This is a genomic window from Martelella mediterranea (assembly GCF_004342225.1).
Taxonomy (GTDB): domain Bacteria; phylum Pseudomonadota; class Alphaproteobacteria; order Rhizobiales; family Rhizobiaceae; genus Martelella; species Martelella mediterranea_B.
The window spans coordinates 1-22,718 of record NZ_SMAR01000015.1 but is presented as its reverse complement, the minus strand read 5'-3'; the positions used below and the strand labels follow the sequence as shown (position 1 = coordinate 22,718).

At 55.1% G+C, this 22,718-nt stretch carries 16 protein-coding genes and 1 tRNA gene; 16 read left to right on the top strand and 1 reads right to left on the bottom strand.

Features of this window, described 5'->3' with window-relative positions; genetic code table 11:
• Nucleotides 1–78 precede the first annotated feature (78 nt).
• The 11 genes from EDC90_RS10960 to EDC90_RS10910 all read left to right on the top strand — a co-directional run bounded on the left by EDC90_RS10960 (nt 79) and on the right by EDC90_RS10910 (nt 17,765).
• The gene (locus EDC90_RS10960; protein WP_132311473.1) at nt 79–2,592 is read left to right on the top strand and encodes a GcvT family protein; all 2,514 of its coding nucleotides are present in this window, start codon (nt 79–81) and stop codon (nt 2,590–2,592) included.
• A gap of 217 nt (nt 2,593–2,809) precedes the next feature.
• Nucleotides 2,810–2,885: transfer RNA gene (locus tag EDC90_RS10955), tRNA-Trp, on the top strand.
• Between the two features lie 169 nt (nt 2,886–3,054).
• Nucleotides 3,055–3,255, top strand: coding sequence for a preprotein translocase subunit SecE (gene secE, locus EDC90_RS10950; RefSeq protein WP_132311471.1), 201 nt, complete (start codon nt 3,055–3,057; stop codon nt 3,253–3,255).
• 29 nt (nt 3,256–3,284) lie between these two features.
• A complete protein-coding gene (nusG, locus tag EDC90_RS10945; protein ID WP_132311469.1) occupies nt 3,285–3,815 on the top strand; it encodes a transcription termination/antitermination protein NusG in 531 nt (176 codons plus the stop codon).
• 144 nt (nt 3,816–3,959) lie between these two features.
• Nucleotides 3,960–4,388: a 50S ribosomal protein L11 gene (gene rplK / locus EDC90_RS10940; RefSeq protein ID WP_132311467.1), complete on the top strand. Its 429-nt coding sequence runs from the start codon at nt 3,960–3,962 to the stop codon at nt 4,386–4,388.
• Nucleotides 4,389–4,393: 5 nt separating this feature from the next.
• Nucleotides 4,394–5,089 (top strand): 50S ribosomal protein L1, encoded by a 696-nt coding sequence (gene rplA, locus EDC90_RS10935; protein ID WP_132311465.1) that lies wholly within the window; start codon nt 4,394–4,396, stop codon nt 5,087–5,089.
• A 347-nt stretch (nt 5,090–5,436) separates the two neighbouring features.
• Nucleotides 5,437–5,955: a 50S ribosomal protein L10 gene (gene rplJ / locus EDC90_RS10930; protein ID WP_132311463.1), complete on the top strand. Its 519-nt coding sequence runs from the start codon at nt 5,437–5,439 to the stop codon at nt 5,953–5,955.
• Nucleotides 5,956–6,021: 66 nt separating this feature from the next.
• Complete coding sequence (gene rplL / locus EDC90_RS10925; protein WP_132311461.1) at nt 6,022–6,402, top strand: 50S ribosomal protein L7/L12; 381 nt, start codon at nt 6,022–6,024, stop codon at nt 6,400–6,402.
• Between the two features lie 293 nt (nt 6,403–6,695).
• Nucleotides 6,696–10,841 carry a DNA-directed RNA polymerase subunit beta gene (gene rpoB / locus EDC90_RS10920; protein ID WP_132311459.1) on the top strand — a complete coding sequence of 1,382 codons (4,146 nt, stop codon included), beginning with the start codon at nt 6,696–6,698 and terminating at the stop codon, nt 10,839–10,841.
• A 193-nt stretch (nt 10,842–11,034) separates the two neighbouring features.
• Entirely contained in the window at nt 11,035–15,243 is a 4,209-nt protein-coding gene (gene rpoC / locus EDC90_RS10915) for a DNA-directed RNA polymerase subunit beta' (RefSeq protein WP_132311457.1), read from the top strand.
• A 542-nt stretch (nt 15,244–15,785) separates the two neighbouring features.
• Nucleotides 15,786–17,765 carry a leucine-rich repeat domain-containing protein gene (locus tag EDC90_RS10910; RefSeq protein ID WP_132311455.1) on the top strand — a complete coding sequence of 660 codons (1,980 nt, stop codon included), beginning with the start codon at nt 15,786–15,788 and terminating at the stop codon, nt 17,763–17,765.
• 106 nt (nt 17,766–17,871) lie between these two features.
• Here EDC90_RS10910 and EDC90_RS10905 read toward each other — a convergent pair whose 3' ends face one another.
• Nucleotides 17,872–18,165 carry a transcriptional regulator gene (locus EDC90_RS10905; protein ID WP_132311453.1) on the bottom strand — a complete coding sequence of 98 codons (294 nt, stop codon included), beginning with the start codon at nt 18,163–18,165 and terminating at the stop codon, nt 17,872–17,874.
• A gap of 288 nt (nt 18,166–18,453) precedes the next feature.
• Between EDC90_RS10905 and EDC90_RS10900 the strand changes: the two genes are divergently transcribed.
• The 5 genes from EDC90_RS10900 to EDC90_RS10880 form a co-directional block, all read left to right on the top strand.
• The gene (locus EDC90_RS10900) at nt 18,454–18,939 is read left to right on the top strand and encodes a hypothetical protein (protein WP_132311451.1); all 486 of its coding nucleotides are present in this window, start codon (nt 18,454–18,456) and stop codon (nt 18,937–18,939) included.
• 592 nt (nt 18,940–19,531) lie between these two features.
• A complete protein-coding gene (gene rpsL / locus EDC90_RS10895) occupies nt 19,532–19,903 on the top strand; it encodes a 30S ribosomal protein S12 (protein WP_132311449.1) in 372 nt (123 codons plus the stop codon).
• A 59-nt stretch (nt 19,904–19,962) separates the two neighbouring features.
• Nucleotides 19,963–20,433 (top strand): 30S ribosomal protein S7, encoded by a 471-nt coding sequence (gene rpsG, locus EDC90_RS10890; protein ID WP_132311447.1) that lies wholly within the window; start codon nt 19,963–19,965, stop codon nt 20,431–20,433.
• Nucleotides 20,434–20,460: 27 nt separating this feature from the next.
• A complete protein-coding gene (gene fusA, locus EDC90_RS10885; RefSeq protein WP_132311445.1) occupies nt 20,461–22,560 on the top strand; it encodes an elongation factor G in 2,100 nt (699 codons plus the stop codon).
• Nucleotides 22,561–22,628: 68 nt separating this feature from the next.
• The coding region (locus EDC90_RS10880; RefSeq protein ID WP_132311443.1) for a GTP-binding protein at nt 22,629–22,718 on the top strand (90 nt) is incomplete at its 3' end.

The window sequence follows — 22,718 nt, the reverse complement described above, 5'->3', positions numbered from 1 at the left end:
TGAGGCCGCGTTGCATAGTCGGAATAAAGCGGTCTGCCGGGCAGGCCCGATATTCATGACCTTTGCGAGGCGGAACAGATGACGACGAAGACAAAAGCTCTGGTAATCGGCGGTGGCGTTGTTGGTGTTTCAACGCTTTATCATCTCGCGAAAAAAGGCTGGGACGATGTCGTTCTTGTCGAGCGAAAGGAACTGACGTCAGGGTCCACATGGCATGCAGCCGGGCTCCTGCCGCTCTTTAATATGAGCTACTCTGTAGGCCAGCTGCATCGATATTCGGTGGATCTTTATTCGGCGCTGGAAACTGAAACAGGTCTGAATGTTGGCTTTTCGAAAGTCTCCAATATCCGGCTTGCGATGACGAAAGACCGGATGGATGAGTATCTTTACTATTCCGGTATTGCCGAGACCATTGGTGTGGATTTTAGATTTCTGACACCAGAAGAGGTCAGAGAAGTCTGGCCGCTTGCCGAAATCGACGGGCTTCTTGGTGCGATCCAGCATCCTGGCGACGGTTATATTCAGCCTGCCGATCTGACGCAGGCGCTGGCCAAGGGCGCGCGCGACAACGGCGCGCGGATCATACGTAACGCCACGGTAATCGAGATCCGACAGAACGGTGACGGGACATGGCATGTGGAGACCGATAAAGAAGCCTTTACCGCCGAGCACGTGATTTCATGCACGGGCAATTTCGCACGGCGCACCGGCCAGATGGTTGGGCTCAATATCCCGGTCATTCCGGTCGAGCATCAGTATATCGTCACCGAACCGCATCCTGAAATACTGGCCCGTAAAAAACAGGGACTGCCGGAGATGGGTGTTTTGCGCGAATCTGACAGCGCCTGGTACATGCGTGAGGAGGCCGGTGGGCTACTGCTGGGGCCATATGAAGCCGGAGCGCCGGTCTGTTATGTCGATGGCCCGTCCGATGACAGCGAGTATGAGCTTTTTCAGGAAGATCTTGATCGCCTCATGCCGCATATCGAAACAGCGATGGCGCGTGTTCCGGCCTTCGCAGAGGTGGGCATCAAGAAGGTCTATAACGGTGCGATCGCCTATACGCCCGACGGGAACCCGATTGTCGGGCCTGCGCCGGGGCTGAAAAACTTCTGGCTGAATGAGGGACACTCCTTCGGGATTACCGCTGCCGGTGGCGCGGGTTGGCAGCTTGCAGAATGGATTGTAGACGGTGAGCCGACGATCGATCTCGCCGGGGTCGATCCCAGGCGTTTTGGCCCGTATGCGACAGAAGGATATCTGATCGCCAAGAATGAAGAGGCCTACGCCAATGTCTTCACCATGCACTATCCCGATGAAGAACGCTCTGCGGCGCGCCCATTGAAGACATCACCGGTTTACGCTCGCTTGAAAGCCCTCGGCGGCGTGTTCGGCTCGGTCTATGGCTGGGAACGCGCGAACTGGTATGCGCCGGAAGGCTACCAGCTGGACGAAAGCGAACTGGGGGTTGGTGCTGATGTGATCACCAGCCACAACCACGCGCCGCCGCTGGACGATGGCAGGATCGTTGAAAAGTGGTCGTTCCGCCGTTCCAATTATTTTGAGCATGTCGGCAATGAAGTGAAGCATGTGCACGAGAAGGTCGGCATTCTCGATATGACGCCGTTTGCCAAAATGGAGGTTTCCGGTTCCGGCGCGCGGGCATTCCTCAATTCGATATTTGCCAATACCGTGCCGAAGAAACGTGGCCGTATCGCGCTCTGCCACCTTCTCGGGCGTCAGGGCGGTGTGCGTGCCGAGTTTACGCTCTATGAGTGGGCGCCAGACCGGTTCTATCTGGTGTCCGGTGCGGGGCTGGAAACGCACGATCACGACCTTCTGGCAAAGCTCGCGCCGACTGATGGATCTGTCCGGCTGCGGCCACTCACCATGGAAATGGGTGTTCTGGTGCTTGCAGGACCGAAGGCGCGCGATGTCTTGAAAAAGCTGACGCGCTCATCACTGGAAAATGCTGATTTCCCATGGCTGACCGGCCAGTCTATTTCAATCGGTGCTGCCAGCTGCCATGCGCTCAGGGTAAACTTCGTCGGAGAGCTCGGATGGGAAATCCATCACCCGATCGCAATGCAGACCTATATCTTCGATCAATTGATGGAGGCGGGAGCTGAGTTTGATATCAAGCCCTTCGGCATTCGGGCCATGGGTGCAATGGCGCTGGAAAAATCTTACCGCGCCATGCAGCGGGAAATGACCATCGAATATACAGCCTACGAATCGGGACTCGACCGCTTCATAAAGCCGACCAAGGATTTCATCGGTAAAGAGGCTCTGCTTTCAAGGAAAGAAGAAGGGCTGTCAGCCATCTTCGCCACACTGATTGTTGAGGGCGTGACGGACTGTGATGCGCGTGGTTCAGAGGCAATCTATGATTCGAGCGGCGCGCTGGCTGGGCGCGTGACGCAGGGGGGCTTCGGCTGGCGAATCGGAAAATCCATCGCCTTGGCCATGCTGTCACCTGAGTACGCCGCAGTCGGAACCAGGCTGAAAGTTAAGATCCTCGGTGCGCTCTATGAGGCGAGCGTTGTGGAAGAAAGCCCGTTCGATCCTGATAATGAGGCTTTGAGAGCCTGAGAACCCGGGCCGCATGGACTGGCAAAGGTGGAATATGGGCTGAACGATGGAATTTTGTCATCGCAGCACCATTGAAGTTGGACCGGTAGGGCCCGGACTGAACATCTTTGGATATTTTAGTGAAAAACACTCTTGCAAAGTGTGCGTCATACCCGTAAACGGAACGCCACATCCGGTCAGGCTTCGCGAGTGTCTGCTGAAACGCCGGATCGGTTAAAGGGGTATAGCTCAGTTGGTAGAGCGGCGGTCTCCAAAACCGCAGGTCGCGGGTTCGAACCCTGCTGCCCCTGCCATTTCTTCTTCCGTCGTTCCGTTGAAGGTTGTTTGACGGAAGGGCGAGACTATAAAAATGTTGTTTTCCTCTTGAGAAATTGGAAAACGATGATATGTAATGCGAAACAGACTCGCGGTGCGTGGAGCTGGACAATTCCACTTTACGCGCCGTAAAGGCGTGGGCAGTTTATGGCATCGAAAACTAATCCATTTACGTTTCTGCAGCAGGTTCGCTCCGAGACGGCTAAAGTTGTTTGGCCGTCACGGCGTGAAACAGTCATTTCCACCCTGATGGTGATGGTGATGGTTGTTGTTGCAGCGTTGTTCTTTTTCGCTGCAGATCAGTTGATGAGTTGGGGTATGAACTTCATCCTCAATCTTGGTGCCTGATCTTAACCGGCGAGAGGGAGAGTTTTAAAATGGCGATGCGCTGGTATATCGTTCACGCTTATTCCAACTTCGAAAAGAAGGTGGCGGAAGCGATTGAAGAAAAGGCCAAGCAAAAGGGTCTTGATCACTTTTTTGATCGCATTCTTGTGCCCACCGAAAAGGTTGTCGAAGTTCGTCGCGGACGTAAGGTTGACTCTGAGCGTAAGTTTTTCCCGGGCTATGTTCTCGTCCGGGCCGATCTGAATGATGAGGTTTTTCATCTTATCAAGAATACGCCGCGTGTAACCGGTTTTCTGGGTAGCGATCAGCGCCCTGTTCCGATTCCGGATTCTGAAGCTGAGCATATCCTTGGTCAGGTTCAGGAAGGTGTTGAGCGGCCCAAGGCGACGGTATCCTTCGAGATCGGTGAGCAGGTTCGCGTCTCTGATGGTCCGTTCGCGTCGTTCAACGGTGTTGTGCAGGATGTTGATGAAGAGCGTGCCCGCCTGAAGGTGGAGGTTTCGATCTTTGGTCGTGCTACACCGGTTGAGCTGGAATACGGGCAGGTCGAAAAAGTTTAAGTTTAACCCCGTTTCGGGGTTTTCGCGTGGAAGAATGGAAGGGCTTTAGCCGGTTCTTCGTTCAATTCGCACCACGCAACCGCAGCCGCCGGTTTTGCCGGCAAGTGGGTCGGTTTTCCGGCCAGTGAAGTGAAAGGCAGAGTAATGGCTAAGAAAGTTGCAGGCCAGCTCAAGTTGCAGGTCCCGGCAGGTTCGGCAAACCCGTCCCCGCCGATCGGTCCCGCTCTTGGTCAGCGTGGCATTAATATTATGGAATTCTGCAAGGCGTTTAATGCCGCCTCGCAGGAAATGGAAAAAGGTATGCCGATCCCGGTGATCATTACCTATTTCCAGGATAAATCCTTTACCTTCGTTATGAAGCAGCCGCCGGTTTCTTACTTCCTCAAGCGGGAAGCCAAGATCAAGAAGGGGTCGCAGACTCCAGGTAAGGCGAAGGCTGGTTCGATCAGTGCTGACCAGGTGCGTCAGATTGCCGAAGCTAAAATGAGTGACCTGAACGCTGCCGACATTGACGGCGCGATCAAGATGGTTGAGGGCTCTGCCCGCGCCATGGGTCTGGAAGTGACGGGTTGAGCGCTATGACGAAGATTGCAAAACGTATCCAGAAGGGCCGTGAAGGCCTCGATCCCAACAAGCTTTATGATCTTTCTGAGGCCGTAAAGCTGGTTAAGGAACGCGCGACCGCCAAGTTTGATGAGTCTGTCGAGGTGGCGATGAATCTCGGTGTTGATCCGCGTCACGCAGACCAGATGGTCCGTGGTGTTGTCAATCTGCCGAATGGTACGGGCAAGACCGTTCGCGTTGCTGTTTTTGCACGCGGCGCCAAGGCCGATGAAGCCAAGGAAGCCGGTGCAGACATCGTCGGTGCGGAAGATCTGCTCGAGCAGGTTCAGGGTGGCAATATCGATTTCGATCGTTGCATTGCCACGCCGGACATGATGCCACTTGTTGGTCGTCTCGGTAAGGTTCTTGGGCCCCGCGGCATGATGCCTAACCCGAAGGTTGGCACCGTCACGATGGACGTCAAGGCAGCAATCGAAGCCTCCAAGGGCGGTGCTGTTGAATTCCGTGTTGAAAAGGCTGGTATCGTCCATGCCGGTATCGGCAAGGCCTCCTTTGAGGCAAGCGCACTGGAAGAAAATATCCGCGCTTTTGCTGATGCGGTTATCAAGGCGAAGCCTGCCGGCGCCAAGGGTAACTACATCAAGCGTGTTGCTCTGTCCTCGACGATGGGTCCGGGCGTCAAGATCGACTTTTCGTCGGTTGGTGCCTGATTATAAGTTTTTGGAGGTTTCACGCCTCCGGTAAAAGTTTTCCGGGCCGTTTGGCCCGGAAGAACCCGGGAGAAATCCCGGTTTCCTGTCCGAGATTGCAGGTGGGCAACCTTAATCATTTGCCTGCATGAGACGGGTGAGACCAATTTTTCCGTTTTGGCTGAGGCTTTCCGCCTTGATACGGCTGAGTTGGTTCGAACCTGGTGTGCCTAGGCGCTCTTTATCAGCGCGCCGATGGGGGCAGGATCCTCGAGCGTCGCTTGGGATCTTGAAGTAAAGCAAGACCCTTGCGGCAAAAGGCAAACCCGATGGGGCTTGATTTAAGCCCTGTCAACTGGAGATAGGCAGTGGAAAGAGCGGAAAAACGCGAATTCGTCACAGAACTGAACGAAGTCTTCAAGGCTTCGGGCTCGGTTGTTGTGGCCCACTATGCCGGTGTCACCGTTGCGCAGATGAACGATTTTCGTACAAAAATGCGTGAAGCGGGCGGCACTGTCAAAGTCGCGAAGAACCGTCTGGCCAGAATCGCCCTTCAGGGTACGGAGTCCGAAGGAATGGCTGACCTGTTCACAGGTCAGACGCTCATCGCTTATTGCGAAGATCCTGTAACGGCTCCGAAGGTTGTCATGGATTTCGCCAAGACCAACGACAAGCTCGTTGTTCTCGGTGGTGCCATGGGACCGACCGTGCTCGATGCTGATGGTGTCAAGTCGCTTGCGACGATGCCTTCGCTGGACGAGCTGCGTGCAAAGCTGGTTGGTATGATCCAGACCCCGGCAACGCGTATCGCAACGGTCTCCTCCGCACCGGCAAGCCAGCTTGCCCGCGTGCTGAACGCCTACGCCACGAAGGACGAAGCCGCTTGAGGCGGTTTTTCGCTGTTTATGAAATTTCGACCCAGTTCGAACCAAACACACTGAAGGAATATGAACATGGCTGATCTCGCCAAAATCGTAGACGAACTCTCTGAACTGACGGTTCTCGAAGCCGCTGAACTGTCCAAGATGCTCGAAGAAAAGTGGGGCGTTTCCGCTGCTGCTCCGGTTGCTGTTGCAGCTGCCGGCGGTGCTGCAGGCGGTGAAGCTGCTGCTGCAGAAGAAAAGACCGAATTCGACGTCATCCTGGCTGACGTTGGCGGCAACAAGATCGGCGTCATCAAGGAAGTTCGTGGCGTTACCGGTCTCGGCCTGAAGGAAGCTAAGGAACTCGTCGAAGGCGCTCCGAAGGCTCTCAAGGAAGGCGTTTCCAAGGAAGAAGCTGAAGAGCTCAAGGCTAAGCTGGAAGCAGCTGGCGCCAAGGTTGAGCTTAAGTAAGCTTTGCTTCTTAACGAGTTCTGCGGGCGGGTTGCTCCTGCCCGCAGAGCTTGAAAATCGGACTGAAACCATTACCCAAAGTCCCATTTCGGGCCTTTGGGTAATGGGTTCTTAAAAAAGACCCTTTCGACGGGAAGCGCGACCGGTCTCGGTTTGACGCTCGGATAGTCGATAAAAAAGAAGAGACAGAGCCTCTCCGGCGGTATTGGGGATGGCTCACGATGATGACGGAGCCGGCTGGCCATCGGTAACCGTCTGTTGCAGGCCCGGATGCAGATTGACAAGGAGCGACGATGGCTCAGACCCTTTCCTTTAATGGTCGCAGGCGCGTACGCAAGTTTTTCGGAAAAATCCCTGAAGTGGCAGAGATGCCGAACCTGATCGAGGTTCAGAAGGCATCTTACGACCAGTTCCTCATGGTTGATGAGCCAGAAGGCGGTCGCCCCGACGAGGGTTTGCAGGCAGTGTTCAAGTCGGTTTTCCCGATGACCGATTTTTCGGGCGCTTCCATGCTGGAGTTTGTCTCCTACGAGTTCGAACAGCCGAAGTTCGATGTTGAAGAATGCCGTCAGCGCGACCTGACCTATGCAGCACCGCTGAAGGTCAAGTTGCGGCTGATCGTGTTCGATATTGATGAAGATACGGGCGCAAAGTCCATCAAGGACATCAAGGAGCAGTCGGTTTACATGGGCGATATGCCGCTCATGACCAATAATGCGACCTTCATTGTCAACGGTACCGAGCGTGTTATCGTTTCGCAGATGCACCGTTCTCCGGGTGTATTCTTCGATCATGACAAGGGTAAGAGCCATTCGTCCGGTAAGCTTCTGTTTGCTGCCCGTGTGATCCCTTATCGCGGCTCATGGCTCGATATCGAATTTGACGCCAAGGATATCGTTCACGCCCGTATTGACCGTCGCCGCAAGATCCCGGTGACGTCGCTTCTGATGGCGCTGGGGATGGATACCGAGGAAATTCTCGATACCTTCTACGAGCAGGCTGATTATACCCGCGACGGCGATGGCTGGCGCGTTCCGTTCTCGCCTGAGCGTCTGCGCGGCCAGAAGGCGGTTTCCGATCTCGTTGATGCCGATAGCGGTGAAGTCGTTATCCAGGCTGGCAAGAAGCTGGCACCGCGTCGTTTGAAAAAGCTTGCCGAAGATGGCCTGAAGGCGCTGAAGGTGACCGATGATGAGCTGCTCGGCTCATTCCTTGCGGAAGATATCGTCAACCTCGAAACCGGCGAAATCTATCTGGAAGCCGGTGCAGAGCTGGACGAGAAGAACCTCGCCATGGTCGTTGAGGCCGGCATCGAAGACATTTCGATCCTGAATATCGACCATGTCAACGTTGGTGCTTACATCCGCAACACGCTGGTAGCAGACAAGAACGAGAACCGTCAGGACGCTCTGTTCGATATCTACCGGGTTATGCGCCCGGGTGAGCCGCCAACGATGGATTCGGCCGAAGCGATGTTTACGTCGCTGTTCTTCGATCCTGAGCGTTATGATCTTTCGGCCGTCGGTCGCGTCAAGATGAACATGCGTCTCGACCTCGATGCGCCGGACACGATGCGGGTGCTGCGCAAGGAAGATATCCTTGCTGTTGTCAGGCAGCTCGTAGACCTCAGAGATGGCAAGGGCGAAATCGACGACATCGATAACCTCGGTAACCGTCGTGTCCGTTCGGTCGGCGAGCTGATGGAAAACCAGTATCGTCTGGGCCTTCTGCGCATGGAACGCGCGATCAAGGAACGTATGTCCTCGATCGAGATCGATACCGTGATGCCGCAGGACCTGATCAACGCGAAGCCGGCTGCCGCCGCCGTTCGCGAATTCTTCGGTTCCTCGCAGCTGTCGCAGTTCATGGACCAGATCAACCCGCTGTCGGAAATCACGCATAAGCGTCGTCTGTCTGCCCTCGGCCCGGGCGGTCTGACGCGTGAGCGCGCTGGCTTTGAAGTCCGCGACGTGCATCCGACCCATTATGGTCGTATCTGCCCGATCGAGACGCCGGAAGGCCCGAACATCGGTCTGATCAACTCGCTGGCGACTTTTGCCCGTGTCAACAAGTACGGCTTTATCGAAAGCCCGTATCGCAAGATTTCCGAGGACGGCAAGGTCACTGATGAAGTGGTCTATCTGTCGGCCATGGAAGAGGCGAAGTACTACATCGCACAGGCCAACTCGGTGATGAACGAAGACGGTTCTTTCTCGGAAGAATTCGTCGTCTGCCGTCATGCCGGTGAAGTGATGCTGGCCCCGCGCGAAAACATCAACCTGATGGACGTTTCGCCAAAGCAGCTTGTGTCTGTTGCCGCCGCTCTTATTCCGTTCCTGGAAAACGACGACGCCAACCGCGCTCTGATGGGCTCGAACATGCAGCGTCAGGCTGTGCCGCTTCTTCGCGCCGAGGCGCCGTTTGTCGGTACCGGTATGGAACCGGTTGTGGCCCGTGACAGTGGTGCTGCTATTGGTGCGAAACGCGGTGGTATTGTCGATCAGGTCGATGCGACGCGTATCGTTGTGCGTGCCACAGAAGACCTTGATGCCTCGAAATCGGGCGTTGATATCTACCGGCTGATGAAGTTCCAGCGCTCCAACCAGAATACCTGTGTGAACCAGCGTCCGCTGGTCCGCGTCGGTGATGTCGTGAACCGCGGTGATATCATTGCCGACGGTCCGTCGACGGATCTGGGTGATCTGGCTCTGGGCCGTAACGCACTCGTCGCGTTCATGCCCTGGAACGGGTATAACTACGAGGACTCCATCCTGCTTTCCGAGCGGATCGTTTCGGATGACGTCTTTACCTCGATCCATCTGGAAGAATTCGAGGTTATGGCCCGTGATACGAAGCTTGGTCCGGAAGAAATCACCCGCGACATTCCGAATGTTTCGGAAGAAGCGCTGAAGAACCTTGATGAAGCCGGAATCGTCTACATCGGTGCAGAAGTGCATCCGGGCGATATTCTTGTCGGCAAGATCACGCCGAAGGGCGAAAGCCCGATGACGCCGGAAGAAAAGCTTCTGCGCGCTATCTTCGGTGAAAAGGCTTCTGACGTTCGCGATACCTCAATGCGCATGCCGCCCGGAACTTTTGGTACGGTTGTTGAAGTGCGTGTGTTCAATCGTCACGGCGTTGAAAAAGACGAGCGTGCGATGGCCATTGAACGTGAGGAAATCGAACGCCTCGCCAAGGATCGCGACGACGAGCAGGCCATCCTCGACCGCAATGTCTATGCCCGTCTCGCAGACATGCTGCGTGGCCAAACCTCGATTGCAGGCCCGAAGGGCTTCAAGAAGGGTGCTGTTCTCAATGACGAAGTGATCGAAGCCTATCCGCGTTCGCAGTGGTGGATGTTCGCCGTTGAGGACGAAGGTGTTCAGGGCGAGGTTGAAGCACTCCGCGGTCAGTACGACGAATCCAAGAACCGCCTTGAACAGCGTTTCATGGACAAGGTCGAGAAGGTCCAGCGCGGCGACGAAATGCCTCCGGGCGTTATGAAGATGGTCAAGGTCTTCGTTGCTGTTAAGCGCAAGATCCAGCCAGGCGACAAGATGGCTGGCCGTCACGGCAACAAGGGTGTGGTTTCGCGCATTCTGCCTGCCGAAGACATGCCGTTCCTGGAAGACGGAACCCATGTTGACGTTGTGCTCAATCCGCTTGGTGTGCCGAGCCGCATGAACGTCGGTCAGATTCTGGAAACGCATCTGGCCTGGGGCTGTGCCGGTATGGGTAAGCGCATCGGCGAAATGCTCGATGAGTACAAGGAAACCAACGACATCGCTCCGCTCAAGAAAGAGCTGACCGAGGTCTATGCTTCTGAGGCGAAAAGCGAAGTCGAGCACTTCGATGATGAAGGTCTTCTGCGTCTTGCCGAAGAGGCCAAGCGTGGTGTTTCCATCGCGACTCCGGTCTTCGATGGTGCGCATGAAGGCGATGTCTCGGAGATGCTTTCGCGTGCGGGCTACAACCCGTCCGGTCAGTCGGTGCTCTACGACGGACGTACAGGCGAACGGTTCGACCGTGAAGTGACCGTTGGCTACATGTACATGATCAAGCTCAACCATCTGGTTGATGACAAGATCCACGCCCGTTCGATCGGTCCGTACTCGCTCGTCACACAGCAGCCGCTGGGTGGTAAGGCGCAGTTCGGTGGTCAGCGCTTCGGTGAAATGGAGGTCTGGGCTCTGGAAGCCTATGGTGCCGCCTACACGCTGCAGGAAATGCTGACGGTCAAGTCGGACGACGTTGCTGGTCGTACCAAGGTCTATGAAGCCATTGTTCGTGGTGATGATACGTTTGAAGCCGGTATTCCGGAATCCTTTAACGTGCTCGTCAAGGAAATGCGTTCTCTGGGGCTGTCGGTTGAGCTGGAAAATCTGGCCGATGACACAGTTCCGACCGAAGAGACTGAACTTCCGGACGCAGCGGAATAATCAAAAAACAAAAGGCGCGCCCGGGCTTTATGCTGGCGGGGCGCGCCACCGACACAGAGCACAGTAAGTGTAAAGTGTCATTTCTGCCGCATTTTGCGGCGACACTCGTTTCAAAGGGCAGTAAGACCGGCGCCGGGGTTTGGCCGGTCGAAAATGCCGAGAAGGGCGATGCCGCCCAGTCAAGGAGACAGGCATGAACCAAGAGGTCATGAATCTTTTCAATCCGCAGGCGCCGGCGCAGACATTCGATTCCATCCGGATTTCGATCGCCAGCCCTGAAAAGATCCTTTCCTGGTCTTATGGCGAAATCAAGAAGCCGGAAACCATCAACTACCGTACGTTCAAGCCGGAGCGCGACGGTCTGTTCTGCGCGCGTATCTTTGGTCCGATCAAGGACTATGAATGCCTTTGCGGCAAGTACAAGCGTATGAAATACAAAGGCATTATCTGTGAAAAGTGCGGCGTTGAAGTCACGCTTTCGCGGGTTCGCCGTGAACGTATGGGACACATCGAGCTGGCCGCTCCCGTTGCCCATATCTGGTTCCTGAAATCGCTGCCGAGCCGTATTTCAACACTGCTCGACATGACGCTGAAGGATGTTGAGCGCGTTCTTTATTTCGAGAACTACATTGTCACCGAGCCTGGTCTTACGGATCTGAAAGAAAACCAGCTTCTCTCTGAAGAAGAGTATATGCTGGCCGTCGATGAGTTTGGCGAAGACCAGTTCTCTGCCAATATCGGTGCAGAAGCGATTCTCGAAATGCTTGCCAGCATGGATCTGGAAAAGATCGCTGGCGATCTTCGGACCGAGCTTGCCGAGACGACATCTGAGCTGAAAACCAAGAAGCTGATGAAGCGTCTCAAGATCGTCGAGAACTTTCTTGATTCCGGTAACCGCCCGGAATGGATGATCATGAAGGTCGTTCCGGTGATCCCGCCGGACCTGCGTCCGCTCGTGCCGCTTGACGGTGGCCGTTTTGCGACCTCAGACCTGAACGATCTGTACCGCCGCGTGATCAACCGTAACAATCGCCTGAAGCGTCTGATCGAACTGCGCGCGCCGGGCATCATCATCCGTAACGAAAAGCGTATGCTGCAGGAATCTGTCGATGCGCTGTTCGACAACGGCCGCCGTGGCCGTGTCATCACGGGTGCGAACCGCCGTCCGCTGAAGTCACTCTCCGATATGCTGAAGGGTAAGCAGGGCCGGTTCCGTCAGAACCTGCTCGGCAAGCGCGTCGACTATTCAGGTCGTTCGGTTATTGTGACCGGTCCGGAACTGAAGCTGCACCAGTGTGGTCTGCCGAAGAAGATGGCGCTCGAACTGTTCAAGCCGTTTATCTACGCCCGTCTTGACGCCAAGGGCTACTCCTCGACCGTCAAGCAGGCGAAGAAACTGGTTGAGAAGGAACGTCCGGAAGTCTGGGATATCCTCGACGAGGTCATTCGCGAGCATCCGGTTCTCCTGAACCGTGCGCCGACGCTTCACCGTCTTGGTATTCAGGCATTTGAGCCGACCCTTGTTGAAGGTAAGGCCATTCAGCTTCATCCGCTCGTGTGTACAGCGTTCAACGCTGACTTCGACGGCGACCAGATGGCTGTTCACGTTCCGCTTTCGCTGGAAGCTCAGCTGGAAGCCCGTGTTCTGATGATGTCGACCAACAATATTCTGCACCCTGCAAACGGTGCGCCGATTATTGTGCCATCGCAGGACATGGTTCTTGGTCTCTACTATCTCTCGATAATGAACCAGAACGAGCCGGGTGAGGGCATGATTTTCGGTGACATGGGCGAACTGCACCATGCGCTTGAGAACAAGGTCGTTACACTGCATTCGAAGATTAAGGGACGCTTCCGCACCGTCGATGAAGATGGCAACGCGGTTTCCAATATCTATGAGACGACTCCGGGTCGCATGATCATCGGTGAGTTGTTGCCGAAGAGCGCAGCTGTGCCGTTTGAAATCTGCAATCAGGAAATGACCAAGAAGAACATCTCCAAGATGATCGACACGGTCTACCGTCATTGCGGCCAGAAAGACACGGTCATTTTCTGTGACCGGATCATGAGCCTCGGCTTTGGTCAGGCCTGTAAGGCTGGCATTTCGTTCGGTAAGGATGACATGGTCATTCCGGATGCCAAGTACACCATTGTCGCTGAGACAGAGGCGCTGGTTAAGGAATATGAGCAGCAGTACAACGACGGACTGATCACCCAGGGCGAAAAGTACAACAAGGTTGTCGACGCCTGGGGCAAGGCGACCGAAAAGGTTACCGAAGAGATGATGGCGCGCATTAAGGCCGTCGAATTCGATCCGGAAACCGGCCGCCAGAAGCAGATGAACTCGATCTACATGATGAGCCATTCCGGTGCGCGTGGTTCTCAGAACCAGATGCGTCAGCTTGGTGGTATGCGTGGCCTGATGGCGAAACCCTCCGGTGAGATCATCGAAACGCCTATTGTTTCGAACTTTAAGGAAGGTCTGACCGTGAACGAGTACTTTAACTCGTCGCATGGTGCCCGTAAGGGTCTGGCCGATACCGCTCTGAAGACTGCGAACTCCGGTTATCTGACCCGTCGACTGGTTGACGTGGCGCAGGACTGCATCGTCAATACTGCTGACTGCGGCACGGACAAGGGCCTGACCATGACGGCAATCGTCGATGCCGGTCAGATCGTTGCCTCTATCGGCCAGCGTGTTCTGGGCCGTGCAGCGCTTGTCGATATTGAAGATCCGAATACCGGTGAACTGATCGTTGAGGCTGGTCGCCAGATCAACGAGCAGGATGTCATCAAGATTGAGGCCTGCGGCATTCAGTCCGTCCAGATCCGTTCGGCGCTCACCTGCGAAGTTCAGACGGGTGTTTGCCAGGTCTGCTACGGTCGCGACCTTGCACGCGGTACGCCGGTCAACATCGGTGAAGCTGTCGGCGTTATCGCTGCACAGTCGATCGGTGAGCCCGGCACGCAGCTGACCATGCGTACCTTCCACCTTGGCGGTACGGCAAACGTGGTCGACCAGTCGTTCCTGGAGTCTTCCTATGATGGTACGGTTCGCATCAAGAACCGTAATGTCCTGAGAAACTCTGACGGCGTTCTGGTGGCGATGGGCCGTAACATGGCTGTTCAGATCCTCGATCAGCGTGGACAGGAGCGGTCTTCTCAAAAGGTTGCTTACGGTTCGAAACTGTTCGTGGATGATGGTGACAAGGTCAATCGTGGTCAGCGTCTTGCCGAGTGGGACCCCTATACCCGCCCGATGATGACGGAAGTGTCCGGTACGGTTGACTTCGAAGATCTGGTCGAAGGTCTTTCGGTGACAGAAACGACGGATGAAGCCACCGGCTTTACCAAGCGTTCGGTTATCGACTGGCGCTCGACGCCGCGTGGTTCCGATCTGAAACCGGCTATTGTCATCAAGGATGAGAATGGCGAGATCATGAAGCTGCCGCGCGGTACAGACGCCCGCATGCCGCTTTCGGTTGATGCAATTCTCTCGGTTGAACCCGGGCAGAAGGTCAGCCAGGGCGATGTGCTTGCACGTTCGCCACTGGAAAGTGCCAAGACCAAGGACATTACCGGTGGTCTGCCGCGCGTTGCGGAGCTGTTCGAAGCGCGCCGTCCGAAGGACCATGCCGTGATCGCAGAGATCGACGGTACGATCCGCTTCGGCCGTGACTACAAGAACAAGCGTCGCATCCAGATCGAGCCTGCAGAAAATGGTGTCGAGCCGGTGGAATATCTCATTCCGAAAGCCAAGCCGTTCCATCTGCAGGATGGCGACTACATCGAGAAGGGCGATTACATTCTCGACGGTAATCCTGCGCCGCACGACATTCTTGCGATCAAGGGTGTTGAAGCGCTGGCCTCCTACCTCGTCAATGAGATCCAGGAAGTCTATCGTCTTCAGGGCGTGGTCATCAACGACAAGCACATTGAAGTGATTGTCCGCCAGATGCTGCAGAAAATCGAAATCACCGCTACCAACGACAGTGAATATATCGCTGGAGACGTTGTTGATGCGATCGAGTTCGACAATACGAATGCTGCTCTGGTTGAAGAGGGCAAACGTCCGGCGGAAGGTGAACCGGTTCTGCTTGGTATCACCAAGGCTTCGCTGCAGACGCCTTCCTTCTTCTCGGCCGCTTCCTTCCAGGAAACCACGAAGGTGCTGACCGAAGCCGCGATTGCCGGCAAGGTCGATACCTTGCAGGGTCTGAAGGAAAACATCATCGTTGGTCGTCTGATCCCGGCTGGTACGGGACGCGCCATGGGGCAGGTTCGCCGTGTTGCCTCTTCGCGTGATGACCTGATACTGGAGGCCAAGCGTAAGGCCTCCGGCGCCGATGAGGCAACGCCGATGCTCTCTTCCATGAACGAAGAGGCACAACCGGGCGAGTAAGTCGCCTCGGCGTTTTCGAACTAAAAAAATCAAGGCCCGGTGCGAAAGCGCCGGGCCTTTTCGTTTTACCTTTTGTCTGAGAGCCAGATTGCGGGTCTGAGGGAGCGCGCCGTCAGCCAGCGCCATCCCGTGTATTTGAAATCTGGACCAGCTGAGGCCAGGGCGGTGGCTTCAGAAAAAGCGAATTTGTCTTTGCGGCGGAGTTTGTATCTTACCCCAAACTTTAGCGCGCCGCGCATCCACTCGGATGCGCAAGGCACGGATGCTGTAGACAAGGAGACCCGACTGTGGACCCATTGAAGCCCAGTGAACCCTCAGGTGCTGGCCCGTCTTCCCGTCGGGATACACCACCACAAGCGCACCGTAGATCTGCTTCGTTGGAGCGCGGGCTATCAACTTCCCAGCCTTCTGGCCCGTCTACGTCAGCCGCTGACGTGCATGCGGCGGCCCTTGCTTTTTCAAGAAAACGTCCAAATGCATCTCGCGATGACAGCGGAGAGACGTCGGCCCGCAAACTCCGGCTGGGATCGCCACGCACGGAAATGGGTGAGCAGACCGAGCCGCTGGATCTTTCCATGCCGAAGTTCCGCGGTATTGAGAAATGGCTGGCCAGTGCCCCGGCCGGTCTTCGGACAGATTATGAGCGTGTTGCCAATTCGCTGATGGCTGTTGCCCGCGGAGAGGGTGATGGCGAAATCGATATCAGCGGGGTTCAAACCCTGCCGGAGGTCATGAAAGACATGCCGGCAATTACAGCTTTGATATCGCGAACACCGGGCCTGCCATCAAATATCGCGATCTGCCAGCAGGTTACCGGTCTTGATATGGAAGACGCGCACCTGACAGAGGTTCCTGATGCTGTTTTTGAACTGAAGAATCTTCAGCGGTTGGATCTGTCGTCCAATCGCCTTGTTCATGTGCCTTCCAGGATTGGTGCGCTTTCAAAGCTTCTGGAGCTGAACCTCAGTGCTAATAATCTGACCCGGATACCCCCTGAGATTCGAAATTTGAGTCATCTCACTGATTTGGATATTGCTGGAAACCAGATCGCTGATGTCCCGCGGGAGATCGGGAGACTTCATGCTTTGTCTGAGCTGGACTTGAGCCATAATCAAATCACTGAACTTCCGCCCGAAATCGGTAATCTTAAAGATGTCCGGCTATTGCATCTCTCGCATAATCGCTTGAGCGCATTACCAGCCGAAATCGGTCTGATGGAGAGCCTTGAGAGATTGCATCTCGCCTCAAACACACTGCGCGCGATTCCCGAAACGGTTATCGACCTTCCCAGATTTAGCCATGTGGATCTGGGCTCAAATGATTTCAACGAAATTCCATATCACCTCATGACGATGAACTTGAGTGAGCTGGATCTGCGCCACAATCCACTGCAGGATGTCGAGGCGCTTGGCGAGGCCCGAACCCGGCCTGACTTAACGTTGATTTCATACCCCAATATTGGAGCTGCAACAGCCGAACGGGTCTGGGAACTGGGGCATGAAGACGATGGCGAGCTCGCTGATGACATCTATCTTGATGGAGCCCCTCCTGACTTCGGGCGAGCTCATATCGCCGATGATGGGGCAGACGATGACGGGAGTGTGATGGACGCTGGGGCGGAGGATCCTCTTCTTGAGCAACAATCCAACGCAGAACTTGTAACGTTCTGGCTCGAAAGGTCTCTTCTCGCAGGTGATCGTGCTGTGACGCAGCGTTGCTCTCAACTCGAACTCAGTGGCCCTATGCGGCACATGCTATTTGTACTGCGTGACGCGTCAGCACGCTTTCTGCATAGTCTGGCCGGAAGCGTCGCATTCATTCTCAATAAGATGAGTGAATATCCCGAATTGAAAGAAGAGTTTGAGCAAGAAGCGGGCGTTGCCGGGACACAAGATCAGTGCGTTGATGCCAACCTGTTGCTTCTGGATCGCATGGTCCGGCGCGCGGAAATGCGTGAGCTGGAAAACAGCAATGCGCCCGATGCGATGGCGACTATGGCGAAGAAGATTGTTGCGGGCCTGAAGGTTCGTGAGATTGAGACCATGGGATTGATTGAAGCGGACAAGAAGCGGTCCTCGCCAGGAGAGCCGGGCCATAACCAGGTTCACGAGTCGGAGATCATTACCTTCCTATTGCAACGTCTTAGCGATGACCTGCAGATTGATCTGGCATTGCAGCATGATCACTCCCGTTTTGCCGACAATCTTGGTTATTTGCCGCCGCAGGCCGTCGACACTGTCCGCGAAGCCGTTCAGGCACGCTTTGCGACGCGTGAGCAACAAGTGGCACTGCTTGCTGAATGTGATTCCTGGAGGAACCTCGTCGACCGGCAAGATTCTGAAACAGAAAATACGTATAGCCAAACCCGGACAGATGCCCAGGAAGCTTTGGAAAATCGAATGGAAAATGGCGAATTCGACTCCCTCGAAGATCCGCGATACAAGGCGGAGATCGAGTCAATTCGGTCCCGTTACGAAAGCCGCTATGCGGAAGCTGCCGAACGCTATCTGCCGCGTGGTTAGAATACCCAACTTGCGTCAGAACGGGAAAGCACGAAGGCTCTTTCTGGTTCGGTTGCCTTGATGGGGAGTCTGGTCGGAGAAGGTGTTTTTTTGCCGGACGGAGTTCTCACGCCTGGTTCAGCTTAACGATGGCGACTTCGCCTTCCATTGCTGTCTGATAGGCGGAAGCGTGAGGCTCTTCGTCCGGAATTTCGGTCAATAGCCCGATCTGGTCCAGGTCCGCTTCAGAATACCCTTCATTGGCAAGCGCGTTCAATGTGTTGCGCACGGCAGTATCTTCATCCGGTGCGGCGATCAGAACGTGGATCTCGGCTTCGCCATTCCATTCATGATAAACCTTGCCGGTGATCAGAAAGATCATTCGCTCGCCATCACTGGTGTAGCCGGGGATCGCAATCATCGTTTTTCCTTGTATTTCGGTTAGTGGTTCCCGCCAGTCAGGGCCGGTATCTGAACCGCCAGAGTTATGCGCGGCGCTTAAGCAGTTGGAGTTTTATCCGGTAACATTTTCGGATCGCCAGCATGTACGGTTTCATCAGTCTTTGTGGTTTCGATATTTGCATTTAAGTACGGCATATCGGTGTTTTGGAATCAACCGCTTTCCGACCTTCTATAAAGAAAGATGATTCTGGCTTAAGGGCTGAACGTGCCAGCCTGCTGATATTCTTATCAGGCAGGAGCAAAAAAGATGGATTCCAATATTTCCCCGACAACAACAACCGCCACAACATCAGGCGATACCCGAAGCCTCGAAGACTCGGCAATTCTCAGAGCTTTGAGGGCACCGCGCGGTGGTCCCGGATCGGCTGGCAGAGCAGACCGCGCGGGTCAGGGGGCTAGCGGTTCAGGACAAAGCAGTTTCAGTGGGGTGGCGCCGGAAGTCCCATCATTGGGCAGCATTCTATCGTCGGGTTCCGCTGGCTCTTCAGCGTCTTCTGCCCGTGAAAGGGATTTCTACGAAATCAATCTGATACGGGCGCAGACACCAGCCCTTGCTACAGCCATGGGGCTCGATCCGCAAAAATCTGAACGGCATGCTTTGACAACACCGGCTCCCTATCCATGGCAGGAGCGCAACCAGCTTCCGGCTGTTTCCGGTGACAGCATGTCCTCTGATCGATCCGGGCCCTCAGGGATGCCTGCGCACACGTCTAACGCAACGGGGCAGTCTTGAGGTGTGGCGATCAGCAAGCCTTATGGCCGTTGGTGGATGCTTTGCAACAGGGTGAGGTAAACCGCTGCCCCGATTCTTCCTGATTGTGAGAAAGGGGGGAGGAATCGTTAATAGAATCGCTTTAGAAGGCGGCGTCGCTCTTCTCAGGGCAAGGTGAAATGACGGGGATCATTTTCTTGCCTGAAGCCGCGAGTCGTCGGCTTAATCTTGCGCAAAGCCGCCGGAAGAGTAAAATCACCCGGCGGATCAGGCCCAAAGCCCAAGAATATTGAGGGTGGTACTTGACTGTGCTTAACGAAATGAGTATGTCCGCGGCAACGGAACCCATGTGAGGCATGGCCTTCCGGAGCGCCCAATGCTCTGGAGTTCACCTCAGACTAGGTTCTCATACAGCACGTTGAAGATCAAATGCTGCACGCACGACGCGGCAAAGTGCCCGTGTCCTCTGCTTTTGAGGTCCTTCTGCTTCTGTAAGAAGCGGGCAGGGCCGTGTTTGTGCGCATGTAAACAAATCAATGTGCTTCTGGTCGCCGGAAACGGCATTGAGCGTGCCCGCAAGGGTGGTGAAGAAGAATTCTAAAGGGATGGTTGTATGCCTACCGTAAACCAGTTGATCCGCAAGCCGCGCCAGCCGCAGGTTAAGCGGAATAAGGTTCCGGCACTGGAGCAGAACCCGCAGAAGCGCGGCGTTTGCACCCGTGTTTACACAACGACGCCGAAGAAGCCGAACTCGGCTCTGCGTAAGGTTGCCAAGATTCGCCTGACCAATGGCTTTGAGGTCATCGGTTATATTCCGGGTGAAGGTCATAACCTTCAGGAGCACTCTGTTGTTCTTATCCGTGGCGGTCGTGTGAAGGACTTGCCGGGTGTGCGTTATCACATCGTTCGCGGTGTTCTCGATACTCAGGGTGTCAAGAACCGTAAGCAGCGCCGTTCGAAGTACGGTGCAAAGCGTCCGAAATAAGGTTTTGTTGGTTCGCGGTTATCGTCAGATGATCCGGCCTAAAGTGAAAGACGAGAAATATGTCACGACGCCATAGTGCAGAAAAGCGTGAGATCAATCCGGATCCCAAGTTTGGTGATCTGGTGGTCAGCAAGTTCATGAATGCCGTCATGCTTCATGGCAAGAAGTCCGTCGCCGAGTCGATCGTCTACGGTGCTCTTGATGCCGTTGAAGGCAAGATGAAGCAGGATCCGGTCGAGGTCTTCCATCAGGCGCTCGAAAACGTTGCTCCGCACGTTGAGGTTCGTTCCCGCCGTGTTGGTGGTGCAACCTATCAGGTTCCGGTTGATGTTCGTCCTGAGCGCCGTCAGGCTCTTGCGATCCGCTGGATGATCGCTGCTGCCCGTAAGCGCAATGAAACGACCATGATTGAGCGCCTTTCCGGCGAACTCATGGACGCTGCGAACAATCGTGGTTCGGCTGTCAAGAAGCGTGAAGATACGCACAAGATGGCTGACGCTAACCGCGCATTCTCCCATTACCGCTGGTAATACAAATACGAGGGAAGGCCTTTCATCATGGCTCGCGATTACAAAATTGAAGATTACCGAAATTTCGGTATCATGGCGCACATCGACGCTGGCAAGACCACGACGACCGAGCGTATCCTCTTCTACACCGGCAAATCGCACAAGATCGGTGAAGTTCACGACGGCGCAGCCACGATGGACTGGATGGAGCAGGAGCAGGAGCGTGGCATCACGATCACGTCTGCTGCGACGACGACCTTCTGGGAAGGCCGTGACGGCAAGAAGCGCCGCTTCAACATCATCGACACGCCCGGCCACGTTGACTTCACGATTGAAGTTGAGCGTTCGCTGCGTGTTCTCGACGGTGCTGTAGCGCTTCTCGATGCCAATGCTGGTGTTGAGCCGCAGACGGAAACCGTTTGGCGTCAGGCGGACAAATATAATGTTCCGCGCATGATCTTCTGCAACAAGATGGACAAGATCGGTGCGGACTTCTACCGTTCTGTTGAGATGGTTAAGTCTCGTCTTGGCGCGACGCCTGTCGTTATCCAGCTGCCAATCGGCGCTGAAAGCGAATTTGCCGGCGTTATCGACCTGATCGAGATGAAAGCTCTCGTCTGGGACGGTGAGCACCTTGGTGCGCAGTGGGATATCACGGATATTCCGGCTGACATGAAGGAAAAGGCTGAAGAGTATCGCGAAACGATGATCGAAACGATTGTCGAAGTCGATGAAGAGGCGATGGAAGCTTATCTTGAAGGCGAAATGCCTGATAACGATAAGATTCGTCAGCTGATCCGTAAGGGTACGATCAACGTTGATTTCTATCCGATGCTTTGCGGTTCTGCATTCAAGAACAAGGGCGTTCAGCCGCTTCTGGATGCAGTCGTAGACTTCCTGCCTTCGCCTGTTGATATTTCCGGTATCAAGGGTATCGACGTTAAGACCGAAGAAGAGATCGTTCGCCACGCTGATGACGAAGAGCCGCTTTCGCTGCTGGCCTTCAAGATCATGAACGACCCCTTCGTTGGCTCGCTGACGTTCTGCCGCGTTTATTCCGGTAAGCTCGAAAAGGGCTCGTCGGTCATGAATACGGTTAAGGAAAAGCGCGAGCGCGTCGGCCGTATGCTGCAGATGCACTCGAACTCGCGTTCGGACATCGAAACGGCTTACGCCGGTGATATCGTTGCGCTTGCTGGCCTGAAGGAAACCACGACCGGTGATACGCTCTGCGATCCGCTGAAGCCTGTTATCCTGGAGCGGATGGAATTCCCCGAGCCGGTTATCCGCATCGCGATCGAGCCGAAGACCAAGGCCGACCAGGAAAAGATGGGTCTTGCCTTGAACCGTCTAGCTGCCGAGGATCCTTCTTTCCGTGTTTTCTCGGATGAGGAATCAGGTCAGACAATTATCGCTGGCATGGGTGAGCTTCACCTCGACATTCTTGTTGACCGCATGAAGCGCGAGTTCAAGGTTGAGGCGAATGTCGGTGCTCCGCAGGTTGCCTACCGCGAAACGATCACGGCTCAGCACGAAGAAGACTACACCCACAAGAAGCAGTCGGGTGGTTCCGGTCAGTTCGCGCGCGTCAAGATCATTTTCGAGCCGAACCCGGAAGGCGAAGACTTCGTATTCGAATCCAAGATCGTCGGTGGTGCTGTTCCGAAGGAATACATTCCGGGTGTTCAGAAGGGTATCGAAAGCGTTCTGTCCTCCGGTCCGCTGGCTGGCTTCCCGATGCTTGGCATCAAGGCGACGCTCATCGACGGTGCTTACCATGATGTTGACTCGTCGGTTCTGGCCTTCGAAATCGCATCGCGTGCCTGCTTCCGTGAAGCTGCGAAGAAGGCTGGCGCTCAGCTTCTCGAGCCGGTGATGAAGGTTGAAGTTGTCACACCGGAAGAGTATGTGGGCGACGTCATTGGTGATCTGAACTCCCGTCGCGGTCAGATTCTGGGTCAGGAACCACGCGGTAACGCGACGGTTATTGACGCTCAGGTTCCGCTGGCGAACATGTTCAAATACGTCGACAATCTGCGCTCAATGTCGCAGGGCCGTGCACAGTATTCGATGGTCTTTGACCACAATGCGCCGGTTCCTTCGAACGTCGCACAGGAAATTCAGGCTAAGTATTCCGGTCAGAACTGACCGGGATACACCCGTAACGTTAGAAATTATGACCCCGTCGCGGGTTCGATAAGAATAGGAGCCTAAAAATGGCAAAGGAAAAGTTCACGCGCACGAAGCCGCACGTCAACATTGGTACAGTTGGTCACGTTGACCACGGCAAGACGACGTTGACGGCA

Excerpts from the sequence above, each read along its gene's own strand:
- rpoC (WP_132311457.1), top strand. The coding sequence starts at position 11,035 with ATGAACCAAGAGGTCATGAATCTTTTCAATCCGCAGGCGCCGGCGCAG.
- EDC90_RS10960 (WP_132311473.1), top strand. The coding sequence starts at position 79 with ATGACGACGAAGACAAAAGCTCTGGTAATCGGCGGTGGCGTTGTTGGT.
- rplA (WP_132311465.1), top strand. The coding sequence starts at position 4,394 with ATGACGAAGATTGCAAAACGTATCCAGAAGGGCCGTGAAGGCCTCGAT.
- EDC90_RS10900 (WP_132311451.1), top strand. The coding sequence starts at position 18,454 with ATGGATTCCAATATTTCCCCGACAACAACAACCGCCACAACATCAGGC.
- fusA (WP_132311445.1), top strand. The coding sequence starts at position 20,461 with ATGGCTCGCGATTACAAAATTGAAGATTACCGAAATTTCGGTATCATG.
- secE (WP_132311471.1), top strand. The coding sequence starts at position 3,055 with ATGGCATCGAAAACTAATCCATTTACGTTTCTGCAGCAGGTTCGCTCC.
- rpsG (WP_132311447.1), top strand. The coding sequence starts at position 19,963 with ATGTCACGACGCCATAGTGCAGAAAAGCGTGAGATCAATCCGGATCCC.
- rpoB (WP_132311459.1), top strand. The coding sequence starts at position 6,696 with ATGGCTCAGACCCTTTCCTTTAATGGTCGCAGGCGCGTACGCAAGTTT.
- rplL (WP_132311461.1), top strand. The coding sequence starts at position 6,022 with ATGGCTGATCTCGCCAAAATCGTAGACGAACTCTCTGAACTGACGGTT.
- rplK (WP_132311467.1), top strand. The coding sequence starts at position 3,960 with ATGGCTAAGAAAGTTGCAGGCCAGCTCAAGTTGCAGGTCCCGGCAGGT.
- EDC90_RS10910 (WP_132311455.1), top strand. The coding sequence starts at position 15,786 with ATGGGTGAGCAGACCGAGCCGCTGGATCTTTCCATGCCGAAGTTCCGC.
- rpsL (WP_132311449.1), top strand. The coding sequence starts at position 19,532 with ATGCCTACCGTAAACCAGTTGATCCGCAAGCCGCGCCAGCCGCAGGTT.
- nusG (WP_132311469.1), top strand. The coding sequence starts at position 3,285 with ATGGCGATGCGCTGGTATATCGTTCACGCTTATTCCAACTTCGAAAAG.
- EDC90_RS10905 (WP_132311453.1), bottom strand. The coding sequence starts at position 18,165 with ATGATTGCGATCCCCGGCTACACCAGTGATGGCGAGCGAATGATCTTT.